The organism is Pseudarthrobacter sp. 10T415 (assembly GCF_056394175.1).
Genome location: NZ_JBFTHJ010000018.1, coordinates 1 through 22,430, shown reverse-complemented (window position 1 = coordinate 22,430; position 22,430 = coordinate 1). Strand labels below are relative to the sequence as shown.

General features: G+C 60.1%; 20 protein-coding genes. 10 read left to right on the top strand and 10 right to left on the bottom strand.

All coding sequences use genetic code 11. The features are described 5' to 3' along the window. The first annotated feature begins 295 nt into the window (after positions 1-295). A complete protein-coding gene (locus tag AC1DBN_RS18035) occupies positions 296-2,947 on the top strand; it encodes a polysaccharide lyase family protein (RefSeq protein WP_091717127.1) in 2,652 nt (883 codons plus the stop codon). A gap of 343 nt (positions 2,948-3,290) precedes the next feature. Further along, complete coding sequence (locus tag AC1DBN_RS18030) at positions 3,291-4,016, top strand: FadR/GntR family transcriptional regulator (RefSeq protein WP_091717129.1); 726 nt, start codon at positions 3,291-3,293, stop codon at positions 4,014-4,016. On the opposite strand, the gene AC1DBN_RS18025 is transcribed toward AC1DBN_RS18030, so the two are convergent. From AC1DBN_RS18025 to AC1DBN_RS18010, 4 genes are read right to left on the bottom strand one after another with little or no spacing between them, the layout of a single operon-like run. Beyond that, positions 4,013-4,855, bottom strand: coding sequence for an amidohydrolase family protein (locus AC1DBN_RS18025; RefSeq protein WP_091717130.1), 843 nt, complete (start codon positions 4,853-4,855; stop codon positions 4,013-4,015). The genes AC1DBN_RS18030 and AC1DBN_RS18025 overlap by 4 nt on opposite strands. After that, positions 4,852-5,838 (bottom strand): aldo/keto reductase, encoded by a 987-nt coding sequence (locus tag AC1DBN_RS18020; RefSeq protein WP_091717132.1) that lies wholly within the window; start codon positions 5,836-5,838, stop codon positions 4,852-4,854. Before AC1DBN_RS18020 ends, AC1DBN_RS18025 begins: the two co-directional genes overlap by 4 nt. Beyond that, positions 5,835-6,146: an L-rhamnose mutarotase gene (locus AC1DBN_RS18015; RefSeq protein ID WP_091717134.1), complete on the bottom strand. Its 312-nt coding sequence runs from the start codon at positions 6,144-6,146 to the stop codon at positions 5,835-5,837. Before AC1DBN_RS18015 ends, AC1DBN_RS18020 begins: the two co-directional genes overlap by 4 nt. Before the next feature lies 1 nt (position 6,147). Then, positions 6,148-7,458 carry an enolase C-terminal domain-like protein gene (locus tag AC1DBN_RS18010; RefSeq protein WP_091717136.1) on the bottom strand — a complete coding sequence of 437 codons (1,311 nt, stop codon included), beginning with the start codon at positions 7,456-7,458 and terminating at the stop codon, positions 6,148-6,150. Between the two features lie 132 nt (positions 7,459-7,590). Here AC1DBN_RS18010 and AC1DBN_RS18005 point away from each other — a divergent pair, with 132 nt between their 5' ends. Then, entirely contained in the window at positions 7,591-8,484 is an 894-nt protein-coding gene (locus AC1DBN_RS18005) for a fumarylacetoacetate hydrolase family protein (protein ID WP_091717138.1), read from the top strand. Continuing rightward, a complete protein-coding gene (locus tag AC1DBN_RS18000) occupies positions 8,481-9,233 on the top strand; it encodes an SDR family NAD(P)-dependent oxidoreductase (RefSeq protein ID WP_091717140.1) in 753 nt (250 codons plus the stop codon). Before AC1DBN_RS18005 ends, AC1DBN_RS18000 begins: the two co-directional genes overlap by 4 nt. A gap of 601 nt (positions 9,234-9,834) precedes the next feature. On the opposite strand, the gene AC1DBN_RS17995 is transcribed toward AC1DBN_RS18000, so the two are convergent. The 5 genes from AC1DBN_RS17995 to AC1DBN_RS17975 all read right to left on the bottom strand — a co-directional run bounded on the left by AC1DBN_RS17995 (position 9,835) and on the right by AC1DBN_RS17975 (position 16,975). Next, positions 9,835-10,752, bottom strand: a complete 918-nt coding sequence (locus AC1DBN_RS17995) for a carbohydrate ABC transporter permease (RefSeq protein ID WP_091717142.1) — start codon at positions 10,750-10,752, stop codon at positions 9,835-9,837. Continuing rightward, positions 10,749-11,702: a carbohydrate ABC transporter permease gene (locus tag AC1DBN_RS17990; RefSeq protein WP_091717144.1), complete on the bottom strand. Its 954-nt coding sequence runs from the start codon at positions 11,700-11,702 to the stop codon at positions 10,749-10,751. The genes AC1DBN_RS17995 and AC1DBN_RS17990 overlap by 4 nt, the downstream gene beginning before the upstream one ends. Before the next feature lie 66 nt (positions 11,703-11,768). After that, a complete protein-coding gene (locus AC1DBN_RS17985; protein WP_091717146.1) occupies positions 11,769-13,058 on the bottom strand; it encodes an ABC transporter substrate-binding protein in 1,290 nt (429 codons plus the stop codon). Between the two features lie 43 nt (positions 13,059-13,101). Beyond that, complete coding sequence (locus AC1DBN_RS17980) at positions 13,102-15,696, bottom strand: rhamnogalacturonan lyase (RefSeq protein WP_157693410.1); 2,595 nt, start codon at positions 15,694-15,696, stop codon at positions 13,102-13,104. 25 nt (positions 15,697-15,721) lie between these two features. Further along, positions 15,722-16,975, bottom strand: coding sequence for a D-arabinono-1,4-lactone oxidase (locus AC1DBN_RS17975; RefSeq protein ID WP_091717150.1), 1,254 nt, complete (start codon positions 16,973-16,975; stop codon positions 15,722-15,724). A gap of 165 nt (positions 16,976-17,140) precedes the next feature. Here AC1DBN_RS17975 and AC1DBN_RS17970 point away from each other — a divergent pair, with 165 nt between their 5' ends. The 6 genes from AC1DBN_RS17970 (at position 17,141) to AC1DBN_RS17945 (ending at position 21,967) form a co-directional block, all read left to right on the top strand. Then, the gene (locus AC1DBN_RS17970; protein WP_477723812.1) at positions 17,141-18,193 is read left to right on the top strand and encodes an aldo/keto reductase family protein; all 1,053 of its coding nucleotides are present in this window, start codon (positions 17,141-17,143) and stop codon (positions 18,191-18,193) included. A 26-nt stretch (positions 18,194-18,219) separates the two neighbouring features. Continuing rightward, complete coding sequence (locus AC1DBN_RS17965; protein WP_091723751.1) at positions 18,220-19,239, top strand: LacI family DNA-binding transcriptional regulator; 1,020 nt, start codon at positions 18,220-18,222, stop codon at positions 19,237-19,239. Between the two features lie 9 nt (positions 19,240-19,248). After that, positions 19,249-19,662, top strand: a complete 414-nt coding sequence (locus AC1DBN_RS17960; RefSeq protein ID WP_091717153.1) for an RbsD/FucU family protein — start codon at positions 19,249-19,251, stop codon at positions 19,660-19,662. A gap of 26 nt (positions 19,663-19,688) precedes the next feature. Then, entirely contained in the window at positions 19,689-20,909 is a 1,221-nt protein-coding gene (locus AC1DBN_RS17955; protein ID WP_091717156.1) for an alpha-L-fucosidase, read from the top strand. A 235-nt stretch (positions 20,910-21,144) separates the two neighbouring features. Next, the gene (locus tag AC1DBN_RS17950; RefSeq protein WP_477723833.1) at positions 21,145-21,693 is read left to right on the top strand and encodes a LacI family DNA-binding transcriptional regulator; all 549 of its coding nucleotides are present in this window, start codon (positions 21,145-21,147) and stop codon (positions 21,691-21,693) included. 43 nt (positions 21,694-21,736) lie between these two features. Further along, positions 21,737-21,967 carry a hypothetical protein gene (locus AC1DBN_RS17945; RefSeq protein ID WP_157693412.1) on the top strand — a complete coding sequence of 77 codons (231 nt, stop codon included), beginning with the start codon at positions 21,737-21,739 and terminating at the stop codon, positions 21,965-21,967. Positions 21,968-22,207: 240 nt separating this feature from the next. Here AC1DBN_RS17945 and AC1DBN_RS17940 read toward each other — a convergent pair. Next, positions 22,208-22,430: hypothetical protein (locus AC1DBN_RS17940; RefSeq protein ID WP_477723811.1), on the bottom strand; the 223-nt coding region annotated here is incomplete at its 5' end.

The following is a 22,430-nucleotide window of genomic DNA, read 5'->3' as shown; positions in this document are numbered from 1 at the left end:
AGACGCACCCGCGCGGCCAGTGAAGTTCCCGCTAGTCAGCCGGGCGGGCGGCTCGTGATGACAGGTATTGACGCTAGGCGGCGACACGTATAATCTAACGGCAACCCAAAGCGAAACGATTCGTTTTTGCGGCTTAGCGATAGCCCATAAGCCTGTCGAGCGCTTCGGGCAGCCACTCGATAGAATATGCGACTACCTCTCGCTGGTAAATACGTAACGTTTCGCTCTGGCGTGTGTTCGTCTTTCGGACCGACCGGGACGAACAGTCTAAACTCAAACGATCAAAGGAGATCCCGTGCAGCGCATTGCTCAGACGCGCCGCCGATTCACCGCGGTGCTCGTCGCCGCAGTAGTCGCCGCTGCCTTGTTCCCAATCAGTCCGACCAGTGTCCATGCGGCACCTGAGCCGGGCAGCTATGCACTCGACTTTGGACCAGGCGCCGTTGCAGACGGGTACCAGGGCGTCCCATGCGACAGCGCCTTCGACCCCGAACGCGGTTACGGCTTCGATAGCACCGCTAACATCGCTGGGCGGGATCGTGGCGGCGATGACCTGCTTAAGGGCGACTTCTGTTTCGCCAACACAATGAATTTCAGCGCCCAGCTTCCCACAGGTGACTACACCGTGCGGGTGATTTATGGCGACCTATCGTCCAGCCAAGGAGCGGCAACTATTACGGCTGAGGGCCAGACCGTGGTCTCACGTGCCGGTGCAGCAGCGGGTCAATTCGTGGACCGCACCTTCAACGCACGCGTATCTGACGGCGCACTTTCCCTATCGTTTTCGGGCAGCCCTGCACGAATCAACGCTCTAGTCATCAAGCCATACGTGTGGGAGCCAGGACTTGCCCTCACGGATGACGGAAGCGGAAGCGTACAACTGAAGAATTCTTCCGTCTCGCTTCGGATGTCCAAGAACTCTGCAGCAATCACCGAGATCCGCCTCAACGGACAAGAACCTACCCGCAACCTGCTTGCAGGCGGTCAAGGCGACTACCTCGCCAATTATGTTGTCGCCGGCAAACGGCTCCAGAACACACTGCGCAGCGCGGAATTCGCCATCGAATCCCAGACCGACTCCCGCATTGAGGTGTCCTTCACTGAAAATGACCCGGCCGCGCTCCCGTTCGAAGTTGAAGTGCATATCGTCCTCGAAGCCGATGCGCCTGGATTCTACATGTACTCGGTCTACCGCTACCCGGAGAACATGCCGGCAGACGTCCAGCTCGAGCAGCTGCGTTACAGCTTCTCCGGAGACAAGAACTTGTTCCGCTGGTACTCCATCGACGGGGAACGAGCAGGAGTCGCACCACTCCAGTCAGAGATCGACGCCGGCACAGAGGTACAGGACGCGACGTACCGCCTGGCGGACGGCAGCGTCTACTCGAAGTACCAGCAGATCAGCGACCCGGAGGGCACGGACGGGGTCTTCGGCATTTACGGTGACCACATCGGTTTATCACTCATTCAGGCGAACAAGGACTGGGTTGGGGGCGGCCCCACCCGGCAGGATCTGACCACACATACGGGAGGTTCCCCGCGCCTTCTTTGGCATGAAACAACCGCGCACTACACTTCAGAACGAGTCACCCCTGAGCACGGCTGGGAAAAAATATACGGCCCATACTTCCTCTACGTCCATGAGGGCGAATCCCCGGACAGCATGTATCAGGCCGCAGTGGCCCGTCTTGGGGAAGAAAAAGCGAAATGGCCCTACAGCTGGGTGACTGATCCGCTTTATGCAGCCCACACGCGGGGATCCGCCGCCGGCCAACTGACACTTTCAAACGTGAGTACTCCTGCCAACGCCTGGGTGCTCCTCACCGACCCCCAGTCCGACGACTGGCAACTCGATTTCGAGAACTACATCTACTCGGCCCGGACCGACAGCGAAGGCCGATTCACTATTCCCGCCGTCCGCCCAGGCACCTACACCCTGCATGCCTTCACAGATGGTGTCTTCGGCGAGTACACCAAGACCGACGTCGTCATCGCGGAGAACGCCCGCACTGAACTCGGCACGCTCACCTGGGAACAGGAAGCACACGGACGCGAACTCTGGCGGATAGGCACCCCCGACCGCTCGGCCGGCGAGTTCCACATCGCCGAGGGCGCCGCCTCGCCCGTTCCAGGGCTGGACCCATTCCGCAAGTGGGGCACGTGGCTCGACTACCCCACCGAGTTCCCCAATGACGTCGACTTCCAGGTGGGCCAGGATGACCCGGCCAAGGACTGGAACTACTTCCAGCCCGCAGTGCGAACACCAGGCCTCCCGGACACACTGAAGGTGCCATACGACAGCACTCCAACGGACTGGAAGATTCGCTTCAATGCGGACGGGCGCCTGACAGGAAAAGCCACCTTGACGTTTGGAATTGCCAGCAGTGTGTTTGGCAGCCTCGATGTCTCGGTGAACGGACAGAACATCAAGACGTGGGAGACAATCCCCGGTCCGAGCAACGACTCCGCACTGTATCGGCAATCTGATCGCGGCGTTTACCGCGAACTCAGCGTCCAGTTCGATGCCTCACTGCTCCGGCCCACAGACAACGTCATTAATCTGAAACCGGTCGTACCAGCCACGGCGGACCCAAATACGTCATGGTCCAACGCCTTCGCCAGCGTGATGTACGACGCGATCAAACTCGAGGTGGCACCGTCCTTGAACGTCGAGGCCGCGGTCTCCTCGCGATGCGAGGCGGGGAAGGTCGTCCTCGTCACGTCGCTTAAGAACAACGATTCCGAGGCGGTTACGGCAGCTGTTCAAACGGAATACGGATCCAAGGAACAGGCTTCGGTCAGAACACACCAAACGGTGAAGGAAGAAGTCAGGACGAACTTGCCGTCCGTACCCGCGGGTGTGCTCACGCTAGGTACGAGGGCCACAATAGGCGGCGAGGATATCTCTTATCAGCAAGAGATCGAATATCCAGGGCACTTCTGCTGAAGGGACTGGGGGCGGCGCTAGCCGCCCCCAGTCTTTTTGCACCGAAAGTCGCTCATAGACCGGGTACGTTCACGTGTTTTCGATGATGAAAAGTCGGTTCCCGGCGGCCCCGAAGACTTGCAGGCGAGGCACGGAAGGACAAGACATCGGACGTTTTTAGATACCCTTACTGTTGCAGCTGGAAGGACATATCACCTTGTTTTGGATATCTTCTGCAGAGAGCAATCAGCGGGGACAGGGAGAATTTGTGCCGACTGTGCGAACATGCATCCCAGTCCTGATAATGGTCGGATGTATTAGGCTTGTTTGAACTTGAACGTTCTCTCGCCTCTAGGAGCGCGCTTTGGCACTAACAGATGACGCCATCGAGAAGATCAAGGCGATGCTGCTGGCAGGTGAGCTCCGCCCTGGTGACCGGTTGCCGCCGGAAAAGGATCTCGCCGAGAAGCTTGGGCTGTCCCGCAGCTCAATGAGAGAAGCGGTTAAGGCTCTTGAGCTGATAAGGGTGCTCGATGTCCGGCGTGGGGATGGAACATACGTGACCACGCTTGACCCCCAACTCTTAAATGAAGCCCTCGGTTTCATCGTTGAGCTGCACCAGGCGCAGGGTGTAGTGGAGCTGTTGGAGGTTCGGCGCATCCTTGAGCCGGCCGCCGCCGCAATGGCAGCGCAGAAGATTGGGCAGGAGGGGCTGGATAATCTGAGGGCGTCGATGGCGGGTGTCACGGAAGAGACCAGCGTGGAAGAACTTGTTCAGCACGATATGGAATTTCACAGCATCATTGCCGCGCATTCAGGCAATACCTACCTTGCGGGGCTTCTGGAGGCACTGTCGTCACGGACTTTACGGGCGCGGATCTGGCGGGGACTGACTCAGGAAAAGGCTGTAGCCCGGACTCTTTCCGAACACGAGGCCATCGCTGCCGCCCTGGAACGTGGGGATGTGGAGTTAGTCAGGGCGTTAGTCACTGTCCACGTCAGTGGGGTTGAGGGTTGGCTGCGGGAAACGATGCTTAAGTCCACGGCTGCTGAATATGCGCCAGCGGAACTGGCGGGGATTAATCCCTAGAGTTTGTAGGCCGACTCAGCACTTCGACTACGCAGCCATTGTTGTTCGTTGGGTGATAGTTCGTCCACAAGGTCGTCCAGCACTTGCAATGATTCCGAATACGGGCCGCCCATCAAGCTGACCGGCCAGTCACTGCCGAGCATGAGGCGCTGCGGGCCGAAGGTGTTCAATGCCTCCTCCCAGGCCGGGCGGATGGCTTCCTTTGTATAGGGAACGCCGGGCAATCTCAGACCCGAGACTTTCGCCGCAGTGTTGGGCAGTGCCGCCAGTGCTCGCATGCTGTCGCGCCAAGGTCGGAAGTTTTCCTTGCCCGCCTCTAGCGGGGGCTTTCCCAAATGATCCAGGACAACCGTGAGCTCCGGAACCGCCCGGGCCAGGTCGACGGTTTGTTGAAGGTGACGCGGCCAGGCGTCCGGTACATCAAAGGCCAGGCCCGCGGCAGCCGCGCGCCTGAGGGATCTGCGCACCGCCGGAAGCTCAAGGAACCCCTCACGGGGATCGTCGTGCACCAGGTGCCTGAGGCCGCACACCACCGGTTCCGAGCTCAGTCGTTCTATTTCAGCTTCGGCTGCTAGGTCATCGTCCAAAGGAACCCACGCGACCACCCCGCGAACCCATGTCTCTGTCCGCGCGGTGCGAAGCATGGCATCAGTGTCCTGCTGGGAGTCTTCCGCCTGGACGAGAATGGCTGAATCGATACCGTATTGACCCATCAGGGCTTCAGCTTCGATGGCCGTAAAGCTGCGGAAGATGTGTCCGTGCTGTGGCCCCAGCCACGAGTATCCGCCCTCGTCGAGGTCCCAAAGGTGCAGATGGGCGTCGATTCGGGGTGCGGTCATGAAGCAATCAGCCCCTCATCTTCGAGGTGCTCCCAGAGTTCGGGGGGAATTTGCTCCTTGGTCCGACGCGCCGTGTCCTCCACCTGCTCGGGCTTGCTCGCGCCGACGACAACCGCGCAGACAGCAGGGTGGCGAAGGCTGTACTGGAGGGCTGCTGTGGGAAGCTCGACGTCGTACTCTGCGCACACGCTGGCCAGCCGGCGCGCCTTCAGAAGAGCAGCTGCCGGGGCTGGCGCATAGTTGTAGTGCGCAGCGTCCGGAACGGTTGGTTTGGCAAGCAGTCCTGAATTGTAGATGCCGACGTTCACGACCCACGTCCCTGCACTCAGGCAAGCGGGCAGCAAATTCTCGGCCGCCGGCTGTTCCAGAAGAGTGTATCGCCCGGCAAGCATCACCAGGTCCAGATCAGCGCTTTTCACACAACGGGTCAGCGCCTCGGCAGAATTCGATCCCACGCCGATTGCTCCCACGAGACCTTCACGTTTCAGTTTCTCCAACGCCGGCAGCGCCTGATCGATCCCGGCGTCAAGGCTATACGCATCGGGGTCATGCAGGTAGGCGATATCCAGCCGATCCATCCCCAGCCGTTCCAGGGATTCCTCCAGGCTCCTTCGGATACCCGCCTCGCTCGGGTCCCACCGTCTTCGTACTGTCGCCGGCACGCAGAATCCCTCGTCATCCAGCGTCCCTGGCGAGTAACCGGGGTTTGGTTCAAGAACGCGGCCGACCTTCGTCGAGATCAGATACTCGTCCCGGGGTCGTTTGGATAAGGCCGCGCCAAGTCGGGCCTCTGAGAGACCCAGCCCATAATGTGGAGCGGTATCGAAGTAGCGGACGCCCGAAGCCCAGGCCGCATCCACCGTCCTTGCGGCAACACTGTCCTCTACCTCTCGGTAGAGGTTTCCTATCCCTGCGGCACCAAATCCCAGCCACCCTGCCTCGATTCCGCCTACCGCCAGTCCATTCCGAGACGGGTTGGTCATGGCAGATTCCAGACCAGCTGTAGCCCGGAATCATCGCCCGAGTAATCGTCCGGAACAGCAAGCAGCTCGGCCATCCGCGCCTGCCAACTGATGTTCCCCGGATGCTCAGCCAGTTGTTTGCGCATGGCGACGTAGTCTTCAACTTCAAGAACATGGAACAGCTCCAGGCCGCTTCGCCATATGCTCCACTCGTTCACTCCTGCCTTGTGCAGAGCGGTGGTCAGTTCATGCGGAATCTCTGCGTGCGCCCGTTCATACTCGTGCTCCCTTCCGGGACGCAGGCGCGTGTGCAACGCAATTCTTTCCATGTCAGGCCACCACGGCTGGTTGCCAGGCAGCCCCCACAGGGTAGGTGTGATGTTTCAGGGAAGGGGCGAGGATCTGAGTTCCCGCACCGGGAACCGTTGGCGGCCAGTACTTACCCGAATGGACGACCACTGGGGCCATGAAGTGCTCATGCAGATGGTCCACGTATTCGATCATCCTGCCCTCCAGGGATCCGGACACGGCCACAAAGTCGAACATGGACAGGTGCTGGATGCTCTCGCACAACCCCACCCCGCCAGCGTGCGGGCACACCGGCACACCGAACTTCGCCGCGAGCAGTAGGTTGGCGATGTTTTCGTTGACGCCGGCTACACGCACAGCGTCAATCTGCATCACTTGGCATCCTCCGGACTGGAGGAGCTGTTTGAAGACGATCCTGTTTTGGGCATGTTCCCCGGTTGCCACCGGGACAGGTGCGATACTCCGTGCAATGGCCGCGTGTCCCAAGATGTCGTCCGGACTGGTGGGCTCCTCAACCCAGGCAAGATCAAACTGGGCCAGTGGGGCCAGCCACTCTACAGCTTCGGCAACGTCCCACCGCTGATTGGCATCAATGGCAATACGGATATCAGGTCCAACAGCTTCCCGGGCAAGGCGTACCCGCCGAATGTCGTCGTTGCGGTCCGCTCCCACTTTCAGCTTAATCTGGGAAAAGCCCTCGGTTACCGCTTGCAGGGCAAGCCTTACCAGCTTGTCATCGGTGTATCCGAGCCATCCCGGTGTCGTGGTGTAAGCAGGATAGCCTTCTGCCCGTAGGGTGGCGGCCCGCTCTGCCCGGCCAGGCTCGGCCTGTCGAAGAATCTCCAAGGCATCCTCGCGGGTAAGCGCATCACTGAGATACCGGAAATCCACAAGGTCCACAATCTGCTCTGGGGTGAAACCAGCAAGGAGTTCCCACAGTGGAAGACCAGCCCGTTTGGCCTTCAGGTCCCACAAGGCGTTCACGACGGCCCCAATGGCCATATGCACCACACCTTTTTCAGGTCCCAGCCAGCGAAGCTGCGAATCATGGACCAGTTCGCGCCATAGGCCGCCCAGGTCATCCAAAACGGCCTCTACCTCTCGCCCTGCTAACCGGTCCGCGACCAAAGCCACCGCCTGCGCCTGCACATCAGTTCCCCGCCCAATCGTGAAAACGAAGCCGTGGCCCTCGTGCCCGTCGGAAGCGTCCGTCCGGAGGATGAGATAGGCCGCCGAATAGTCCGGGTCGGGGTTCATCGCATCGGAACCGTCCAATTCCAAGGAAGTGGGAAACCGGACATCGATCGTTTCGATGTCAGCAAAGCGGCTCATATGCTCTCCTAGCCCTTAAATGAGAACTTGCATCTAAAAAACCATAAACATCCGATGTTTATGTTGTCAATCTCGGACGTCCTCTTGAATAATGTCCCTGAGACCCATGAAACCTCTGATGTTAGGAACGACATGAAACTGCTTCGTGTAGGAGAATCAGGTGCCGAACGACCGGCGGTGCTGGTTGCCGGCGCTGACGGCGTCGAGCGCTGCTATAGCTTGGAAAGCCTCACCCAGGACATTGACGGGGCTTTCCTGGCCCAGGATGGTATTGAGCGAGTCCGCTCCGGTCTTGCGGCAGGATCCTTTGCCGAACTTGAGGGATACCAGGAGCAGCGCGTCGGGCCGCCAATCGCACGACCGTCTTCCCTCATTTGCATCGGAATGAACTACGCTGCCCATGCGGCCGAGTCCGGCGCTGAGCCACCAACTGTTCCCGTGGTCTTTTTGAAACCCGCGAACACCGTTGCCGGTCCCTACGACGCCGCCCCCATCCCTCCACACAGCGCCCGCTACGACTGGGAGGTAGAGCTGGGCATCGTCATAGGACGCCCCGCCAGCTACCTGCCTTCTCCGGATGAAGCCCGCGGCTGTATCGCCGGTTATGCGGTTGCAAATGATCTCTCCGAGCGCGATTACCAACTCAATGGGCCTGCTGGTCAATGGACCAAGGGAAAATCCTTGCCCGGATCCACGCCGCTGGGTCCGTGGCTGGTTCCTGCCGATGAGGTCGACAGCGACCGGCTGCAGCTTCGCAGCTGGGTGAACGGCGAGCCCCGCCAGAATTCTTCGACCGGGGATCTTATTTTCGATGCTGCCACCCTGGTACATCACCTCAGCCAGTACATGCTCCTTGAACCCGGTGACGTCATCCTCACCGGAACCCCTGAGGGTGTGGCGCTTTCAGGCAGGTTCCCCTACATCGCTGACGGTGATGTCGTCGAGGTCGAAATCGAAGGCCTCGGACATCAACGCCAGGAATTCTTCCGAGCAACAACGCTCGGTCTGGCAGGGGCAGCGAAATGACGAAAGAATTTCACGGCCTCAAGGCGCTGGTCACCGGGGGTGCGTCGGGTATAGGTGATGCCATCTCCCGGCATTTGCAGGTACTCGGCGCAGAGGTTGCTGTTTTGGACCTGAACCCTCATGCCGCCGCCGAAAGAACTATTCCCATCCATTGCGACGTCGCCGATCCGGCATCAGTGGCCAGCTCAGTAGCGCGGGCTGTGGATCGACTTGGAGCTCTTGACGTGGTCGTGAATAACGCCGGCATCGGCGCTCAGGGCACCATTGCTGACAACAGTGACGAAGAGTGGCACCGTGTACTGGACGTCAACGTGCTGGGCATTGTGCGAGTGTCCCGCGCCGCCCTTCCGCACCTGCGTCAGTCAAGCAACGCCGCGATCGTGAACGTATGCTCAATCGCAGCCACTGCGGGGCTGCCGCAGCGTGCGCTGTACTCGGCCTCAAAGGGTGCCGTATTGTCACTGACCCTCGCGATGGCTGCCGATCATATTCGAGAAGGCATCCGGGTCAATTGCGTGAACCCAGGAACAGTTGACACGCCGTGGGTGGGCAGACTGCTCGGGTCCGCGGCTGACCCTGTGAAGGAACGCAGCTCCTTGGAAGCCAGGCAACCGCACGGCCGCCTCGTGCAGGCGGAAGAGGTTGCCGCGGCTGTTGCACACCTCGCAAGCCCCACATCCCGTTCAACGAGCGGCACCTATCTGGCCGTCGACGGCGGCATGCAGGGTCTCCGGCTCCGCCCACTGTGACCAAATACACCCCGCGGTGTCACCCTGCCCTATCTGTAATCTCCGGCAGGGTGATACACCGGATTGATTTGACGCAATAAGAGGAACCTCAAGGTGTTGTGTCGTGCCTGTTGAAGCGAACGCAAATCAGAAAGTCCTTGTGCCCCGGCGAGCAGGGCGAAGTGAATTGGCAGGCCAAAAAGCTGGCGGAACGCCGGCCAGGAACCGCGACAAGGTCCGTGACTGATCCTCCATCAGTTGACGGAGTCGATTTGTGGTTTATGTGTACTCCGAGACCCCTGCCCGATGAAATCAAGGAACCACCTCGGTTTTCATCCGCAATGGCATCCCAGCGTGCGCAGTCGGGGCGAAAGTTCAGGTGTGGTCGCCGATGACCGGCGCCTGCTATCATTCCTGCACTTGCGCCGTGTTCTCGTCCATATGTGCGGAACCCCGGTGCCGTGCCAGAAGCCAAGGCAAGACACCGGGGTCCCTTTTAGACCCCCGGTATAGGAACATCCGAAGGAGCGGATGCCCGCCCGAGGGTCGGTCTGCGTCCTGGTCGCCGCCTTGGACCGGAAGCGGCCCAAGGCGACAAATCAGGAGTTATGGGTCTCTCCTCCTAGCCTTTGAGGCCCTGGGTGGAGACGCCTTCGACGATGTAGCGCTGGAAGACGAGGAAGAAGATTAGTACCGGCAGCAGGGCGAGGACGGACATGGCGATCATGGCGCCGTAGTCCGAGCTTTGGGTCTGGTCCACGAAGAGGCGCAGGGCCAGCGGCAGCGGGTACTTTTCGGGGGTGTTCAGGTAGAGCAGCGGGCCCAGGAAGTCGTTCCAGCTCCAGATGAAGGAGAAGATCGAGGTGGAGATCAGGGCTGGCTTCATCAGGGGCAGCATGATGGAGGTGAAGATCCGGACGTGGCCGGCGCCGTCGATCCTTGCGGCCTCGTCCAGTTCGGCGGGCAGGTTGCGCATGAACTGGACCATCAGGAATACAAAGAACGCGTCGGCGGCGAGGAACTTGCCGATCAGCAGCGGGACGTAGGTGTCAACGAGGCCGAGCTGCTGGAACACGATGTACTGCGGGATGATCACCACGTGGAAGGGCAGGAGCAGGGTGGCGATCATCATGCCGAAGAAGATGCTCCGGCCGGGGAACTTGATTCTGGCGAACGCGTACGCCGACACGGACGCCGAGAGGATGGTTCCCACCACGGCACCAATGGCCAGGATCAGCGAGTTGGTGAAGAACTGCAGGGTGGAGACCCCGCCAATGCCCTCCATCGCGGTGACGAAGTTGTCGAAGCTGAAGTTGTTGGACCACAGCGACGTGTTGGAACCGCCGATTTCCGAGTTTGGCTTGAAGGACGACGCGATCATCCACAGGCCCGGGTACAGGACCACGGCCGTGAGCCCCAGGGCCACGATGTGGAAGATGGTGCTCTTGGCGCGCTTTGCCCCGGCTGACTCGGACTTTGGGTTGTAATGCGGAACCTGCGCGTCCGGGGTGGACTGGGTGGGGGTTGCCATGGTTGTCATTTTGCATCACCGCTGTAGTGGACCCAGGACTTGGAGGTGCGGAAGAAGATCAGGGTAATGATGCCGACGACGATCACCAGCAGCCAGGCCATTGCCGAGGCGTAGCCCATCCGGAAGTCGCTGAAGCCCCGCAGGTAGAGGTAGAGGGTGTAGAAGAGGGTGGAACCGGCCGGGCCGCCGTCACCGTTGGAGATGATGTAGGCCGAGGCGAAGATCTGGAACGCGTGGATGGTTTCCATCAGCAGGTTGAAGAAGATGACCGGGGAGAGCATGGGCCAGGTGATGTTGAAGAACTTCCGCACCGGGCCGGCGCCGTCCATGGACGCCGCCTCGTAAAGGTCCGCGGGGATTTGCTTCAGGCCGGCCAGGAAGATCACCATGGGGGCGCCGAACTGCCACACGGTCAACAGGATGAACATCGGCATGGTCATGGCCGGGTTGCCCACCCAGCCGCCGAGGTTGATTCCGAAGAAGGACAGGCCTTGGTCCACCGGACCGGAATCGCCGAACATGGCCTTCCAGACGATCGCGATGGATACGGACGCACCGATCAGGGACGGGGCGTAGAAGGCGGAGCGGTAGAAACCCTGGCCGCGGCGCTTACTGTTCAGCAGCATGGCCACCGCCAGTGCCGCGGCGAGCTTCAGCGGGGTGCCGAAGACCACGTAGCCCACGGTCACGCCTACCGACTGCAGGAACCGTTCGTCCTGGAAGAGGGTGGTGTAGTTGTCCAGTCCGATCCATTTGGGCGGATCGAACAGGTTGTAGTTGGTGAAGGACAGGTAGAGCGAGGAAATCATGGGCCCGACAGTGAGGGCGATGAATCCCAGCAGCCAAGGCAGCAGGAAGGTGTAGCCGGCGCGGGCGTCCGCCCCGCGCTGCTTCGACTTGCGAAGCTGCGCGGGAGCGGACGACGTCGAACGCCTGCTCAGTGTTGGGCTTTGAGTCACGAATTCAATCCATTAGTAGGGAGGCGAGGCTGGGAGCCTGATTGTCAGGCAAGGGTATGGGCCCAGTTAGCCGTTTTGTTTGATGACGTCTTCGGCTTCCTTGAACCATTGCTCGACGGCTGCGTCAACGGTGAGTTTGCCGTAGTTCAGGTCGGAGCCGGTGCGTTTGAAGGAGGCTTCGAGCGTGCCGAAGCCGACGATGGGCGGCTCGGGAGCGTCCTTGAGGTACTTCTCGATTGACTTCTCGTAGTCCACCACGAGCTTGTCCGTACCTTCGAAGGTGGTGCCGTCACGCTGACTCTTGGAGGCCGGAACGCCGCGGGAGGTCTTGAAGATCTGGCCCACCTCGGGGTCGTTGACCATGAAGTCGATGAAGCGGGCGGCGGCGTCCTTGTACTTGGTCTTGGAGCTGGCCACCATCAGCATCGCGGGCTTCAGGAACAGGCCCAGGTTGTCCGGATCGTCCGACGGGACCGGAACCAGCTTGAGTTCCTTGGCGCCGCTGTCCGTGAGGTAGCCAGCCATGAAGTTATCCCAGGTGACTTCGGATGCCGAGATGTTAGACCCAAAAGGGGACTTCGGCAGCAGCTGGGTGACTCTCTCTTCCGGGACGATGGCGCCTGTGCCGCGAAGATCGGCGGCCAGATTCCACCATTGCCGCAGGTCGTCCTTGGTGAAGCCGAGCTTGCCGTCTTCGGTGAAGGCCTTGATGTCTTTTTGGCGGAGCCAAACGTTGAAGTTCCACCAGATACCGGTGAAGTCGGCGGTTCCATAGAGCGTACCGCCGCCTTTGGAACCGACTTCTGCGAGGAAGCTTTTGTACTCGGTGTAGTTCCACGTGCCGTCGGGTTCGGCGATGCCCAGGTTTTTGAGTTTGGCCGGGTCGTAATAGACGGCGAAGGCGTTGGTTCCGATGGGCAGGCCATAGGTCTTACCCTTGATCTGTCCCGAGGGGAGCAGGGACTTGTCGAAACCGTCCTTGTTGATGTTTACGCTGTCCAGGTCCAGGAGCTGGTTGCGCTGGCCGTAATCACGCAGGTAGGACAGGTCCCACTGCATCACGTCTGGCAGCCCGCCGCCCGCGGCCTCGGTGGCACGCTTCTGCCAGTACCCGGCGAAGTCGGAGAAGTTACCGTTGACCTTGATGTCCGGGTTCTTCGACTCAAACAAGGCAATGGCCTTCTGCATTCTTGTTGCCCGGTCGTCAGTGCCCCACCAGGTGTAGTTGATGGTGACGGGATTCTCGGCGGACCCCGTCTGTCCCGAGGTGCTTGACCCGGTTCCACACGCGGCGAGGATGCCGGCAGATGCGGTGCCGACGGCGACTGTGGTGAGGAAATGCCTTCTGTTGAGCATGGGTGCCTCCATGGCGGTGATTAGTTGCGTGATGATTGACGGATTACTTGCAGGTGATGCCGGGGAATGCGGCCTCGTAGGCTGCGGTGTGGGTTTGACCCTCTGCGTTTGTTGATGCCGTGATAGTTATGAGCCCGGGGTCCATCGCGTTGCCCTTGGGTTTGAACCGCTCCTGGACCGTTGCCCCCGGCTTGATGTTGTTGACCTTCTTTTCCCCGTAAGGAGTGACGATTTGCGCATCAACCTTTACGCCCTCGTTGTTGAGGACGTCGACTGTAAGAATTGGCTTATCTCCTTTGCATTGTGCGGCGGCCGTGACTGAAACGTCAGGGGAGGCCCGGGTCAGCACGATGCGGGGGAGCGGCACCTTTCGGAAGTCCATGTCGGAGGCGAGATAGAAACTTGTGTAGCTGGGCTGGTTGTAGGTGGTGTTCTGGCGGGCGACTTCTGCACGGTACTGCGGGTCATGCATCAGGGTGTAGAGCTTGTGCTCGGTCAGTTCGGTACTGAAGTGGATACGCAGAGCAGTGCTGTCCTGAGTGCCCAAAAGTAGCTCTTCGCGCCAGTCGCCGAGCACGTCGGCAGCAAGCCCCGGAACTGCCCGGGTGCCTAGGTTTGTGCGGGTGCCTTCTGCGGTGAGCAGGCGCCCGCGGGTCCTGTCGTCGATCACGGGCGTCGTTTGGGTGCCACTGGACCAGTTCAGGGTCTGTGTGGTCATATCCGGGCCCCACTTGATACCGAAGTTCGTGCTGGGGGTAGTTGCGGACAGGCGTTGTCCGGTTGCCGACCAGAGCCCGACTGCCCAGCTTTCGATTCCCCGGGTGTTGGGGTCGATGTCGCCGATGGTTCCCCTGCCCTGGTCCCGACCAGTGTAGGCACCGAAAATGGGAGAACCGGTGGCGGCATCACGGAGAACGTACCCATAGGGCGCACGGGTGGCATTCTCGTGGACACTGAAGATTTCAACTCCCGGACGGTCCGGGTCGATGTCTGTGACGTGCAGGTGGTCGCCGTGACCAAGTTTGGCGATGGTGCCGGGTGCGGCGCTACCTTCCGGAAGAGCGCCATAGGAGCTGTAGAGCAGCGACCCGTCGTCGTCGATGGTGGCTGACCCGTAGACGATCTCTTGTTTGCCGTCGCCGTCGACGTCGGCGGCACTGAGGGAGTGGAAGCCCTGATTCGTGAGCGAGGCAAAAGCGGGATTAGTGCCGTCCCGGCCGTGAGGAGTGTCGTTGAATGGGTTGTTCATGGGGACCCAGCCGCTATCAATGTCCCATCGCGTGCTCAGCTGCTTGCCGTCCCAGTCGTAGGCGACAAGGTTGGTCCTGGTGTAGTAGCCGCGGGCGAAGACAGCTGAGGGTTTGTGTCCGTCCAGGTAGGCGATGCCGGCGTTGAACCGGTCTACACGGTTGCCTGGCTCGATGCGTGCATAGGCGTAGTCACCCCACATGAGTCCATCGTCGCCCCGGCCTGGTTCGTAGGCCACGGTCTGCAGTTCCGTGCCCGTGGCGCCATCAAACACTGTCAGGTATTCGGGCCCGGAAAGGATGAAGCCTTGGAAGGCGCGGAGGTTGTTCCGTGCGCTGCGCGACGGGGCGTAGACGTCCATGAAGTGGTCGGCCAGAGCCTCCGCGTCTTTCCGGTTCAGCGGGTAGCTGTACTGGTTGGGGATTCCGAAAGCGGCTTCCAGAGTCGCCGGCCACGTCCCGGCGGCGACTTCCGGATGGGTGGCCCATCCCTGAAACATGTTGACCACGTGTTCGTAGTAGTCAGCGGGACTGACGCGGTAGTCGTCTGCGTTGCTGCGGCCTGCCGCGATATCCTCCGCCAGAAGGGTGACGAACTTTTCACCAATGACCTGGCCGTCCTTATAAGAGACAGTCTTGGTGCCGGGTGCGGTTTTGAGCATGACTTCAGCACGACTGTCCCCGTCGAAGTCATAGACCATCAGTTCGGTGTAGTGTTCGCCGGCCCGGATGTTCGGCCCCATGTCCAGGCGGTACAACTGGGTGCCGTCGGCGCGGTAGGCATCGACGTATACGGTTCCGGTGTAACCCACGAGGGAAACATCTTTTGCGTTGCTTGGGTCCCACTTGACGAAATATTCATATTGGCCGTCTCCGTCGACGTCGCCCACGCTCATATCCCCGGTCTGATAGCTGTAGGGCTCTCCTGCGGGAGTGATACCGTCGGCGGGCTTGTTCAGGGGCACTTCCAAGTAGCCTTGTTCTTGGGGTGTGACGCTGGCGCTGTGGGCGGTTTCCGCGCCGTTGACCACAGGCACGACAGTGTAGGCAGTCCCAGCGGGGGCCCCGGCGTCAAGATAGTTTGTGCTTCCGGTCACGCTCGAGAGGATTGTCCCGTCCCTGTAGACGTTGAAGTCGGTGCCGGTCAGTCCTGTCTCGGAGGCTCCTGTTACTTCGGTGCCCAACAGTCTCCAGCTCAGGAAAACCCCGTCCGCCGTGCGCGCAGCGATGAGTCCTCGGTCTAGGTTTTCCAATTGCACACCGTTATAGGCTGCACCGGGTGCCGCCGATGTATCGGCTGCGGCGGCCGGCACTGCGGCCGCCGAGGAGCAGGCGATGAGGGCGGCCGCGCCGGCGGCAGCTGTCCGCGTCCGCAGTCTGTGCAGAATCATCATCGATCTCTTTCGTGGTTTCGGGTCAGGAGCCAATGACTCGGCGCAGGTAGTCATTGCTGAATTTTCCGGTCGGGTCCATTCGATTGCGGAGCGCCTGGAAGTCGGGAAGCCGCGGGTACAGGGTTTTCATGAGGTCAGCTTGAGCAACAAACGTCTTGCCCCAGTGTGGGCGGGCGTCGAAGGGTGCGAGCACTTTTTCTATGCGGGGGAGGAGGTTGGTGAGCGCGTCCGGCCGGTTGAGCCAGGTGAAGTGGATTGCAAGCGATGGACGTTCGTAGGCCATACTCAGCCAGAGGTTGTCAGCAGCTGTGGACCGGATTTCACTTGCAATCAGATGTGGGGCAATTTCGGATGCGAGTCCTCGGAGGGCATCCATGGCGGCGGCTCCGTGCCTGCGGTCTACAAAGTACTCCGACTGGATTTCGTCGCCATTGGACGGGTTTGCGTCCACACGGAAGTGGGGGAGACGTTCGAGCCACGGTCCAGGGATTCCACCCTGCACAGTGCGGTTCGCGCCCAATGCCGCCAATTCGGGATCTCCATGATGCATCGCAGGTGCCCCGAACAGCTCTGTCGGGACCTCAGCGTCGACATCCAGCCTGGACTTAACAAGCACACGTGAAGCAGTCGGCTCATCCCAGACAGTAAAAATGCTGACGCTGTAACCCGCGGCCATCACAGTGTCGAGCTCGCCAATCACAGCCTCCCAGGGAAGGTCCCGGAAGACGTCCTGACGCACCTCGTAGGTCGGCTCGATATCGACGGTCAGGCGAGTGATAATGCCGAGTGCACCCAGGGATGGGACGATGCCCGCAAACTCCGGGTGGGAACGGTCAAAATCCAGGACTTCGCCCTCCGCATTGATCAGCTGCACTCCGGCTACGGCAGTTGAAAGGATTCCATTCGTGTCGCCGGAACCGTGGGTTCCCGTCGCCGTTGCTCCACCAATGGAAATATGGGGGAGTGATCCCATGTTTCGCAGCGCCCAGCCGCGATCGTGGAGCCATGATGCCAGTACTCCGTAGCGTGTGCCGCTGCACACCGAAACCGTGCGCGCCTGCTCATCGAGCTGCACATCAGGCTCCAGCTGAACCAGAGAAATCATGGTCTCGCCGTCTGCGATGTCATTGAATGAGTGCCGCGTCCCGACCGCCCGGACCCTGTCGAGGGAGCCGACGATTTCGGCGGCTTCGGAAAGGGACCCTGGAAGGTAGAGGCGCCGCGCACCAAAGGTGTGCGTGCCTGCCCACGTGGTGCCAACATCCGTGGTGTACATGCGTCCTCCATTGGAGCAGTAGCGAAAGATCTGAAGATAGGCGAAACGTTTCGTAATTTCGCGATGTGCGCTACGCTACATTTCATAGACCTCAGCCGTCAACCTACTTACGGCAGTTCGGGGGCTTGAGACAAAAGTAAAACGAAACGATTCGCTGAAAGGGCAATGATGTCCTCCCTTACCCCTGTTGACGTCACCTCGGCCGCGACGGCACCCCTCCGCCTCGCGAGTGGAGCGTCCATTCCAAGAGTCGGGTTCGGAACGTTCGGTTCAGATCGCTACGGATCCGATGCTGTGGCCCGGGCGTTGCGGATTGCTCTGGGCGCGGGTTACCGGCTCATTGATTGCGCCTCCGTGTACGGTAATGAGGCGGACGTTGGAGCTGTTTTGGAAGAGGCGCTGCAGGACGGAATCAACCGCAGCGATCTGTTCGTCATGTCAAAAATCTGGAACGACGCTCACGAGCCGCTGGCCGCCATCGCCTCGGTTGAAAAATCCCTGACCGATCTGCGCCTGGATTATCTGGATGCCGTCTTCGTGCACTGGCCGTTTCCCAACCATCATGCCCCGAAAGCCGGAACTGATGCCCGGGATCCTGCGGCCCGGCCCTATGACCACGCCGCGTTCATGAAATTGTGGAAAGCTCTCGAGTCGCTGGTCGATGCCGGCCTTGTACGCCATCTGGGCACGTCAAACGTCACCATCGCCAAGCTTCAACGAATCTTGGCCGATGCCCGCATCGCACCTGGCTTGAACGAGATGGAGCTTCATCCCAGCTTCCAACAAGGCGAGCTGTTCCAGTTCTGCCTGGACCATGAGATCCAGCCTGTTGGATACAGTCCGCTTGGTTCGCCGTCCCGCCCGGCGCGGGATACTACTCCTGACGATGTTTCAGACATGGATCTGCCCCCAGTTCGGGCAATTGCTGAGGCCAGGGGAATTCACCCCGCGCTCGTGTGCCTGAAGTGGGCGGTCGCGCGGGGCCACATTCCCATCCCCTTTTCGGCGAAGGAGCTCCAGATTGTCGCCAACCTCCACGCCGCGCTCGAAGATCCGCTCACTCCCGAGGAAATGGAGCAGCTACGATCAGCCGAGCGCAACAGCCGCCTTATTAAGGGGCAGGTCTTCCTGTGGCCGGAGGCCGGGTCATGGCTCGATTTGTGGGACGTTGACGGAACCATCCCTGGCTGGAACGGCTATGGAAGCCCCACGCTATGACTTCCACTCCGTATAGTTCGAAGACTATGGCGACTTACAAGGACATCCAGCGGCTTACCGGGCTTTCACTTTCCACGATTTCGAAGTACTACAACGGCGGCAGCGTCCGCCAAAGTAATGGCGAGGCTATCCAGCGCGCTGCCGACGAGCTGGGTTTCCAAATCAACGACTTCGCACGCAGTCTGCGACGAGGTACCAGTCAAACGGTGGGCGTTTTGCTGCCTGCACTGGACAACGGCTTCCACCTCGCAATTATCGCCGGCGTGGAAAAGTACCTGCAGGTGCACGGCGTTGGCGTCATCGTGGTTTCAAGCCATCCCGAAGAAAGACGGCCAGGCGGTGCGGTTGATGCCCTGCGCTCGAAGCGGGTGGACGGCATCGTCGCAGTGCCGTCAGTCCACGATGCTGAAGCGCTTAAACAGGCTGATGAGGCTGGGATACCGGTAGTCACAGTCGACCGCACCTTTCCGGGCCTGGAAACAGATCATGTCCAGCTTGACAACTATGCAGCCGGGGCCATGGTGGCCCATTATCTTCTCGACCACCGCCACAAGCGGATAGCCATCATCGGCGGCGACCATTCCGTTCCATCGCTTACCGAACGCCATAATGGCTTCCTTGACGCGCTGGAGCAGCGAGGAGTAGACCGCGAGGAATCCTGGTCCTCTGAAAACGACCTCACCATCGAAGCTGGACGACGCGCAGTTCGGCTACTGCTGGCGCGCGGCAACCGGCCAACGGCCATGTTCGCAGCAAATTACGAATTGACCGTTGGCGCGTTGATAGGACTTAACGAATCCGGTCTGGTCGTGCCGGACGATATGTCCTTCGTCGGGTTCGACATCGCTGAGATCGCCCAAGTGACCCGTCCCCCGATGGCCACAGTCGTCCAACCCATGGCTGAGATCGCCGAACACGCAGCACGCCGGATACTGGCCCGGATGAACAGCTCAGACGCACCGCGGGACATGCAGACCCTTCCAGCTGATTTGCGCACGGGAAGCTCCGTGCGTCACCTCGGACAGCCCGCCTCCACCGCGACCTGAAAGACAAAAATGCTTACCAATGAACTGATCCATCCCCACCTTATCGGCGCCCTCGCAGCGGCCGGACACGGTACCCGCCTCCTCTTGGCCGACGGCAACTTCCCTTATTCCTCCCACAGCAACCCGGCCGCAGAGAAGATTTACCTCAATCTCCGTCCCGGCCTCCTGACCGTCGACGATGTCCTGTCCGCGCTGCTCAGCGCCGTCAACATCGAGTCAGCAACCGTAATGAACTCCGACGGTTCACCCGTTCCGGCCCACACCAGCTACCGGGAAGCTCTCGGGGAGGCAATCCCTTTTGAGCAGGTGGACCGCTACGCCTTTTACGACCTTGCCAGGGCCAATGACACAGCCATCGTCGTCGCCACGGGCGACCAGCGACTCTACGCAAACATCTTGCTCACCATCGGCCTTGCCGGCTGATTGATCAGAATCTCGGAAACAACCTGATGACACCTTCCACAACCGTCGCTCTCCCCGTCTGGGCTCAGGAAGCCAGCCTCGGTATCTTCATCCACTGGGGACCATACTCCGTGCCCGCCTGGGCAGAACCAACAGGGGCTTGGGGCGCCATCCCTCCAGAGACCTGGTTTGCTCACAACGCTTATGCCGAATGGTATGCAAACACCATACGGATTGAAGGGTCCCCCGCCGCCGAGCACCACAAGGCCACCTTCGGGGACGTACCGTACGAGACGTTCCTGGACCAGTGGCGCGCGGAGAAGTACGACCCGGCCTCTTGGGCTGCACTCTTCCAGTCCATTTGTGCCGACTACGTCATTCCAGTCACCAAACATCATGACGGAATCACTCTGTGGGAAGCCCCCGGCACAGCGGACCTCAACACGGTGGTCCGCGGTCCCCGCCAGGACCTTCTGGCCCCCCTGGCGGAGGCCGTGCGTGCCGTTGGCATCCGTTTCGGCGTTTACTATTCGGGTGGCCTGGACTGGGCATTCACCAGCTATCCGCCAATCACATCCATGGAGGAAGTGGACCTTTTCCGGCCTACTGACGCCGCCTATGCCGAATATGCAACCGCCCATGTGCGCGACCTCATCGACCGCTTCAAACCGTCAGTGATTTGGAATGACATCGACTGGCCCGACGCAGGAAGGGCTGACGGGTCCCTGACCGAGCTGCTGGAGCACTACCGCCAGCTTGTTCCGGACGGCATCGTCAATGACAGGTGGGGCGCGGACGTATGGGATTACCGCACCAGCGAATACTCCCACGACACACACAACGAGTCCGGGATCGGTTGGGAGCATAATCGTGGGCTTGGCTTCTCCTTCGGCTACAACCAGATCGAGAACCTGGAGCTAACCATGTCCACCCAAGAAATTGCCAAGCTCTATGCAGATGTCGTCTCACGCGGCGGTCGGCTGCTCCTCAACGTCGGCCCCACTGCCGCAGGGGAAATACCCGATGTGCAACTTCGAAGCCTCACCGGCCTTGCGCCTTGGATACAAAACGTCAAACCATACACAATTCAGCGCCGCCCAGCTCAACCGTCCGATGACATCAAGATCACTGGAGACGGCTGGTCGCGCGCCTGGGTCAGCGGTAAGAACCTGGTCGTTATTGCTGACGATTTTGAGAAAGTCAGAATAGATGCGGGCGCCCTCGAGGTGGTCGCCATCAGCCTCCCGGTCCAAGACGGGACTGACTGAGGACAACAGCCGGTCGCAGGTGATGGTGAGCGGCGAATAATGCTGCTCACCATCCCCTAAGCCAGCCCGCCCCATCAATCTCCTGCGTGAGGAGGGCAACGAATAGGCAAGCCGCGCGGACGCAAAGAGTCCAATCTAGCGGTCACCGCGCGAGGAAGAGGGACACTTCATGGAACCACCCCCCCAGCTGCAAGGCGAGCTGGTATCGCAAGGAAAGAGTCGTCAATTGACTAACGTGACGATCAAAACCGTTGCCAAGCACGCCGGAGTTTCCACGGCTACGGTTTCCCGGGTTTTGAGCGGCAACGGACGTGTGTCGCCCGAACTGCAGGAGGCCGTAAGGCAGTCAGCAGAGGCGCTCAACTACTCGATCAATGCGGTGGCCATTGCCTTGCGTAGCTCCCGCACGGCCACCATGGGCATGATTGTTCCAGAAATTGACAGTCCAGCCATGAGCCGCCTAATCCAGCAGGTAGTCAACGTCTTGGAGCGAATGGACGTCCACCTTATGCTTTCCAGCTCACAGCACAACGCCCGGCGAGAACGGCTCGCGCTCAAATCCCTCATTGCACGACGGGTGGACGGACTAATTGTTAGTCCCGCTGACAGCTCCAGTGATCTCGACGTTCTGGCAAGCACCGCGCTGTCCATACCGATAATCCATGTCCGCCAAGGGGCAACACGATGGGACATCGAATCAAGCAGGTTAAGGCACGAAGCGGTAATGAGGCGTGTGATAGACCATCTAAAATCCCAGAACCCGGCGGCAGAAATGGTTCAGTAGTCCGCGATCCCAAGGAACTCATACGAACAACGAAGGAAAAACCGTGGTGAATGGTGATGAAGAATACCGCATCCTCAGCTGTGCTGAGTTGCGTCCGGGTGAATTCATTGAAGCACGAATCAATGACCGGCTTCTCCTCCGCGGAGAGGTCGCAGAGATAATGCCCTCACAGGAATTGCTTTGGATTCGCGAAGAATCATTGGGCTGTCGCCGTCTTTTGGATCTTACTGAAATCGACATTTACAGAATTCAGGGTTCAACCCCAGGCCTCTAATCAACAGGAAGCCTCTCAGCGGCGGCTGTAGTGGCGCCGCTGAGAGGCTTCCTGTTCTATAGCGGTCTCTTTCCCTTAGGAGCCTGCCTCCCGCTCCTGGTCTCGAACCTCGCCTTCGCCAGTTAGGGTGACGTGTTCGGCGGCCAGGTGGTTGCCCCGCGACGTGCTCGACTGCGTCGTCTACCGCGCCGAAGTCGCCGCCCTCAAGACTTCAGTTAGCCCCTCAAGCATCCAACAAGGTCAGCTCGCCTGCCATCGAAGACGACCAAAACGGGTAAAGATAACCACATCAAAGTGGCTCGATTGTCGCCACTTGAATATGTCAACGTCATTCAGGACCACTACGACGGCCTGATTCAGGGCCACCCAGACCACGTTAGTACCAGGATTGGCTGTTCTGATGGCTTCTCCGGCGTTTAGAGTCAGACATGACTGAGAAGCGCAGACGTCTATATTTGGTTCT

Excerpts from the sequence above, each read along its gene's own strand:
- AC1DBN_RS18010 (WP_091717136.1), bottom strand. The coding sequence starts at position 7,458 with ATGAGCCGCTTTGCTGACATCGAAACGATCGATGTCCGGTTTCCCACT.
- AC1DBN_RS17970 (WP_477723812.1), top strand. The coding sequence starts at position 17,141 with ATGATGTCCTCCCTTACCCCTGTTGACGTCACCTCGGCCGCGACGGCA.
- AC1DBN_RS18015 (WP_091717134.1), bottom strand. The coding sequence starts at position 6,146 with ATGGAAAGAATTGCGTTGCACACGCGCCTGCGTCCCGGAAGGGAGCAC.
- AC1DBN_RS17965 (WP_091723751.1), top strand. The coding sequence starts at position 18,220 with ATGGCGACTTACAAGGACATCCAGCGGCTTACCGGGCTTTCACTTTCC.
- AC1DBN_RS17995 (WP_091717142.1), bottom strand. The coding sequence starts at position 10,752 with ATGACAACCATGGCAACCCCCACCCAGTCCACCCCGGACGCGCAGGTT.
- AC1DBN_RS17955 (WP_091717156.1), top strand. The coding sequence starts at position 19,689 with ATGACACCTTCCACAACCGTCGCTCTCCCCGTCTGGGCTCAGGAAGCC.
- AC1DBN_RS17980 (WP_157693410.1), bottom strand. The coding sequence starts at position 15,696 with ATGATTCTGCACAGACTGCGGACGCGGACAGCTGCCGCCGGCGCGGCC.
- AC1DBN_RS17985 (WP_091717146.1), bottom strand. The coding sequence starts at position 13,058 with ATGCTCAACAGAAGGCATTTCCTCACCACAGTCGCCGTCGGCACCGCA.
- AC1DBN_RS18025 (WP_091717130.1), bottom strand. The coding sequence starts at position 4,855 with ATGACCGCACCCCGAATCGACGCCCATCTGCACCTTTGGGACCTCGAC.
- AC1DBN_RS18005 (WP_091717138.1), top strand. The coding sequence starts at position 7,591 with ATGAAACTGCTTCGTGTAGGAGAATCAGGTGCCGAACGACCGGCGGTG.
- AC1DBN_RS17975 (WP_091717150.1), bottom strand. The coding sequence starts at position 16,975 with ATGTACACCACGGATGTTGGCACCACGTGGGCAGGCACGCACACCTTT.
- AC1DBN_RS18000 (WP_091717140.1), top strand. The coding sequence starts at position 8,481 with ATGACGAAAGAATTTCACGGCCTCAAGGCGCTGGTCACCGGGGGTGCG.
- AC1DBN_RS18020 (WP_091717132.1), bottom strand. The coding sequence starts at position 5,838 with ATGACCAACCCGTCTCGGAATGGACTGGCGGTAGGCGGAATCGAGGCA.
- AC1DBN_RS17960 (WP_091717153.1), top strand. The coding sequence starts at position 19,249 with ATGCTTACCAATGAACTGATCCATCCCCACCTTATCGGCGCCCTCGCA.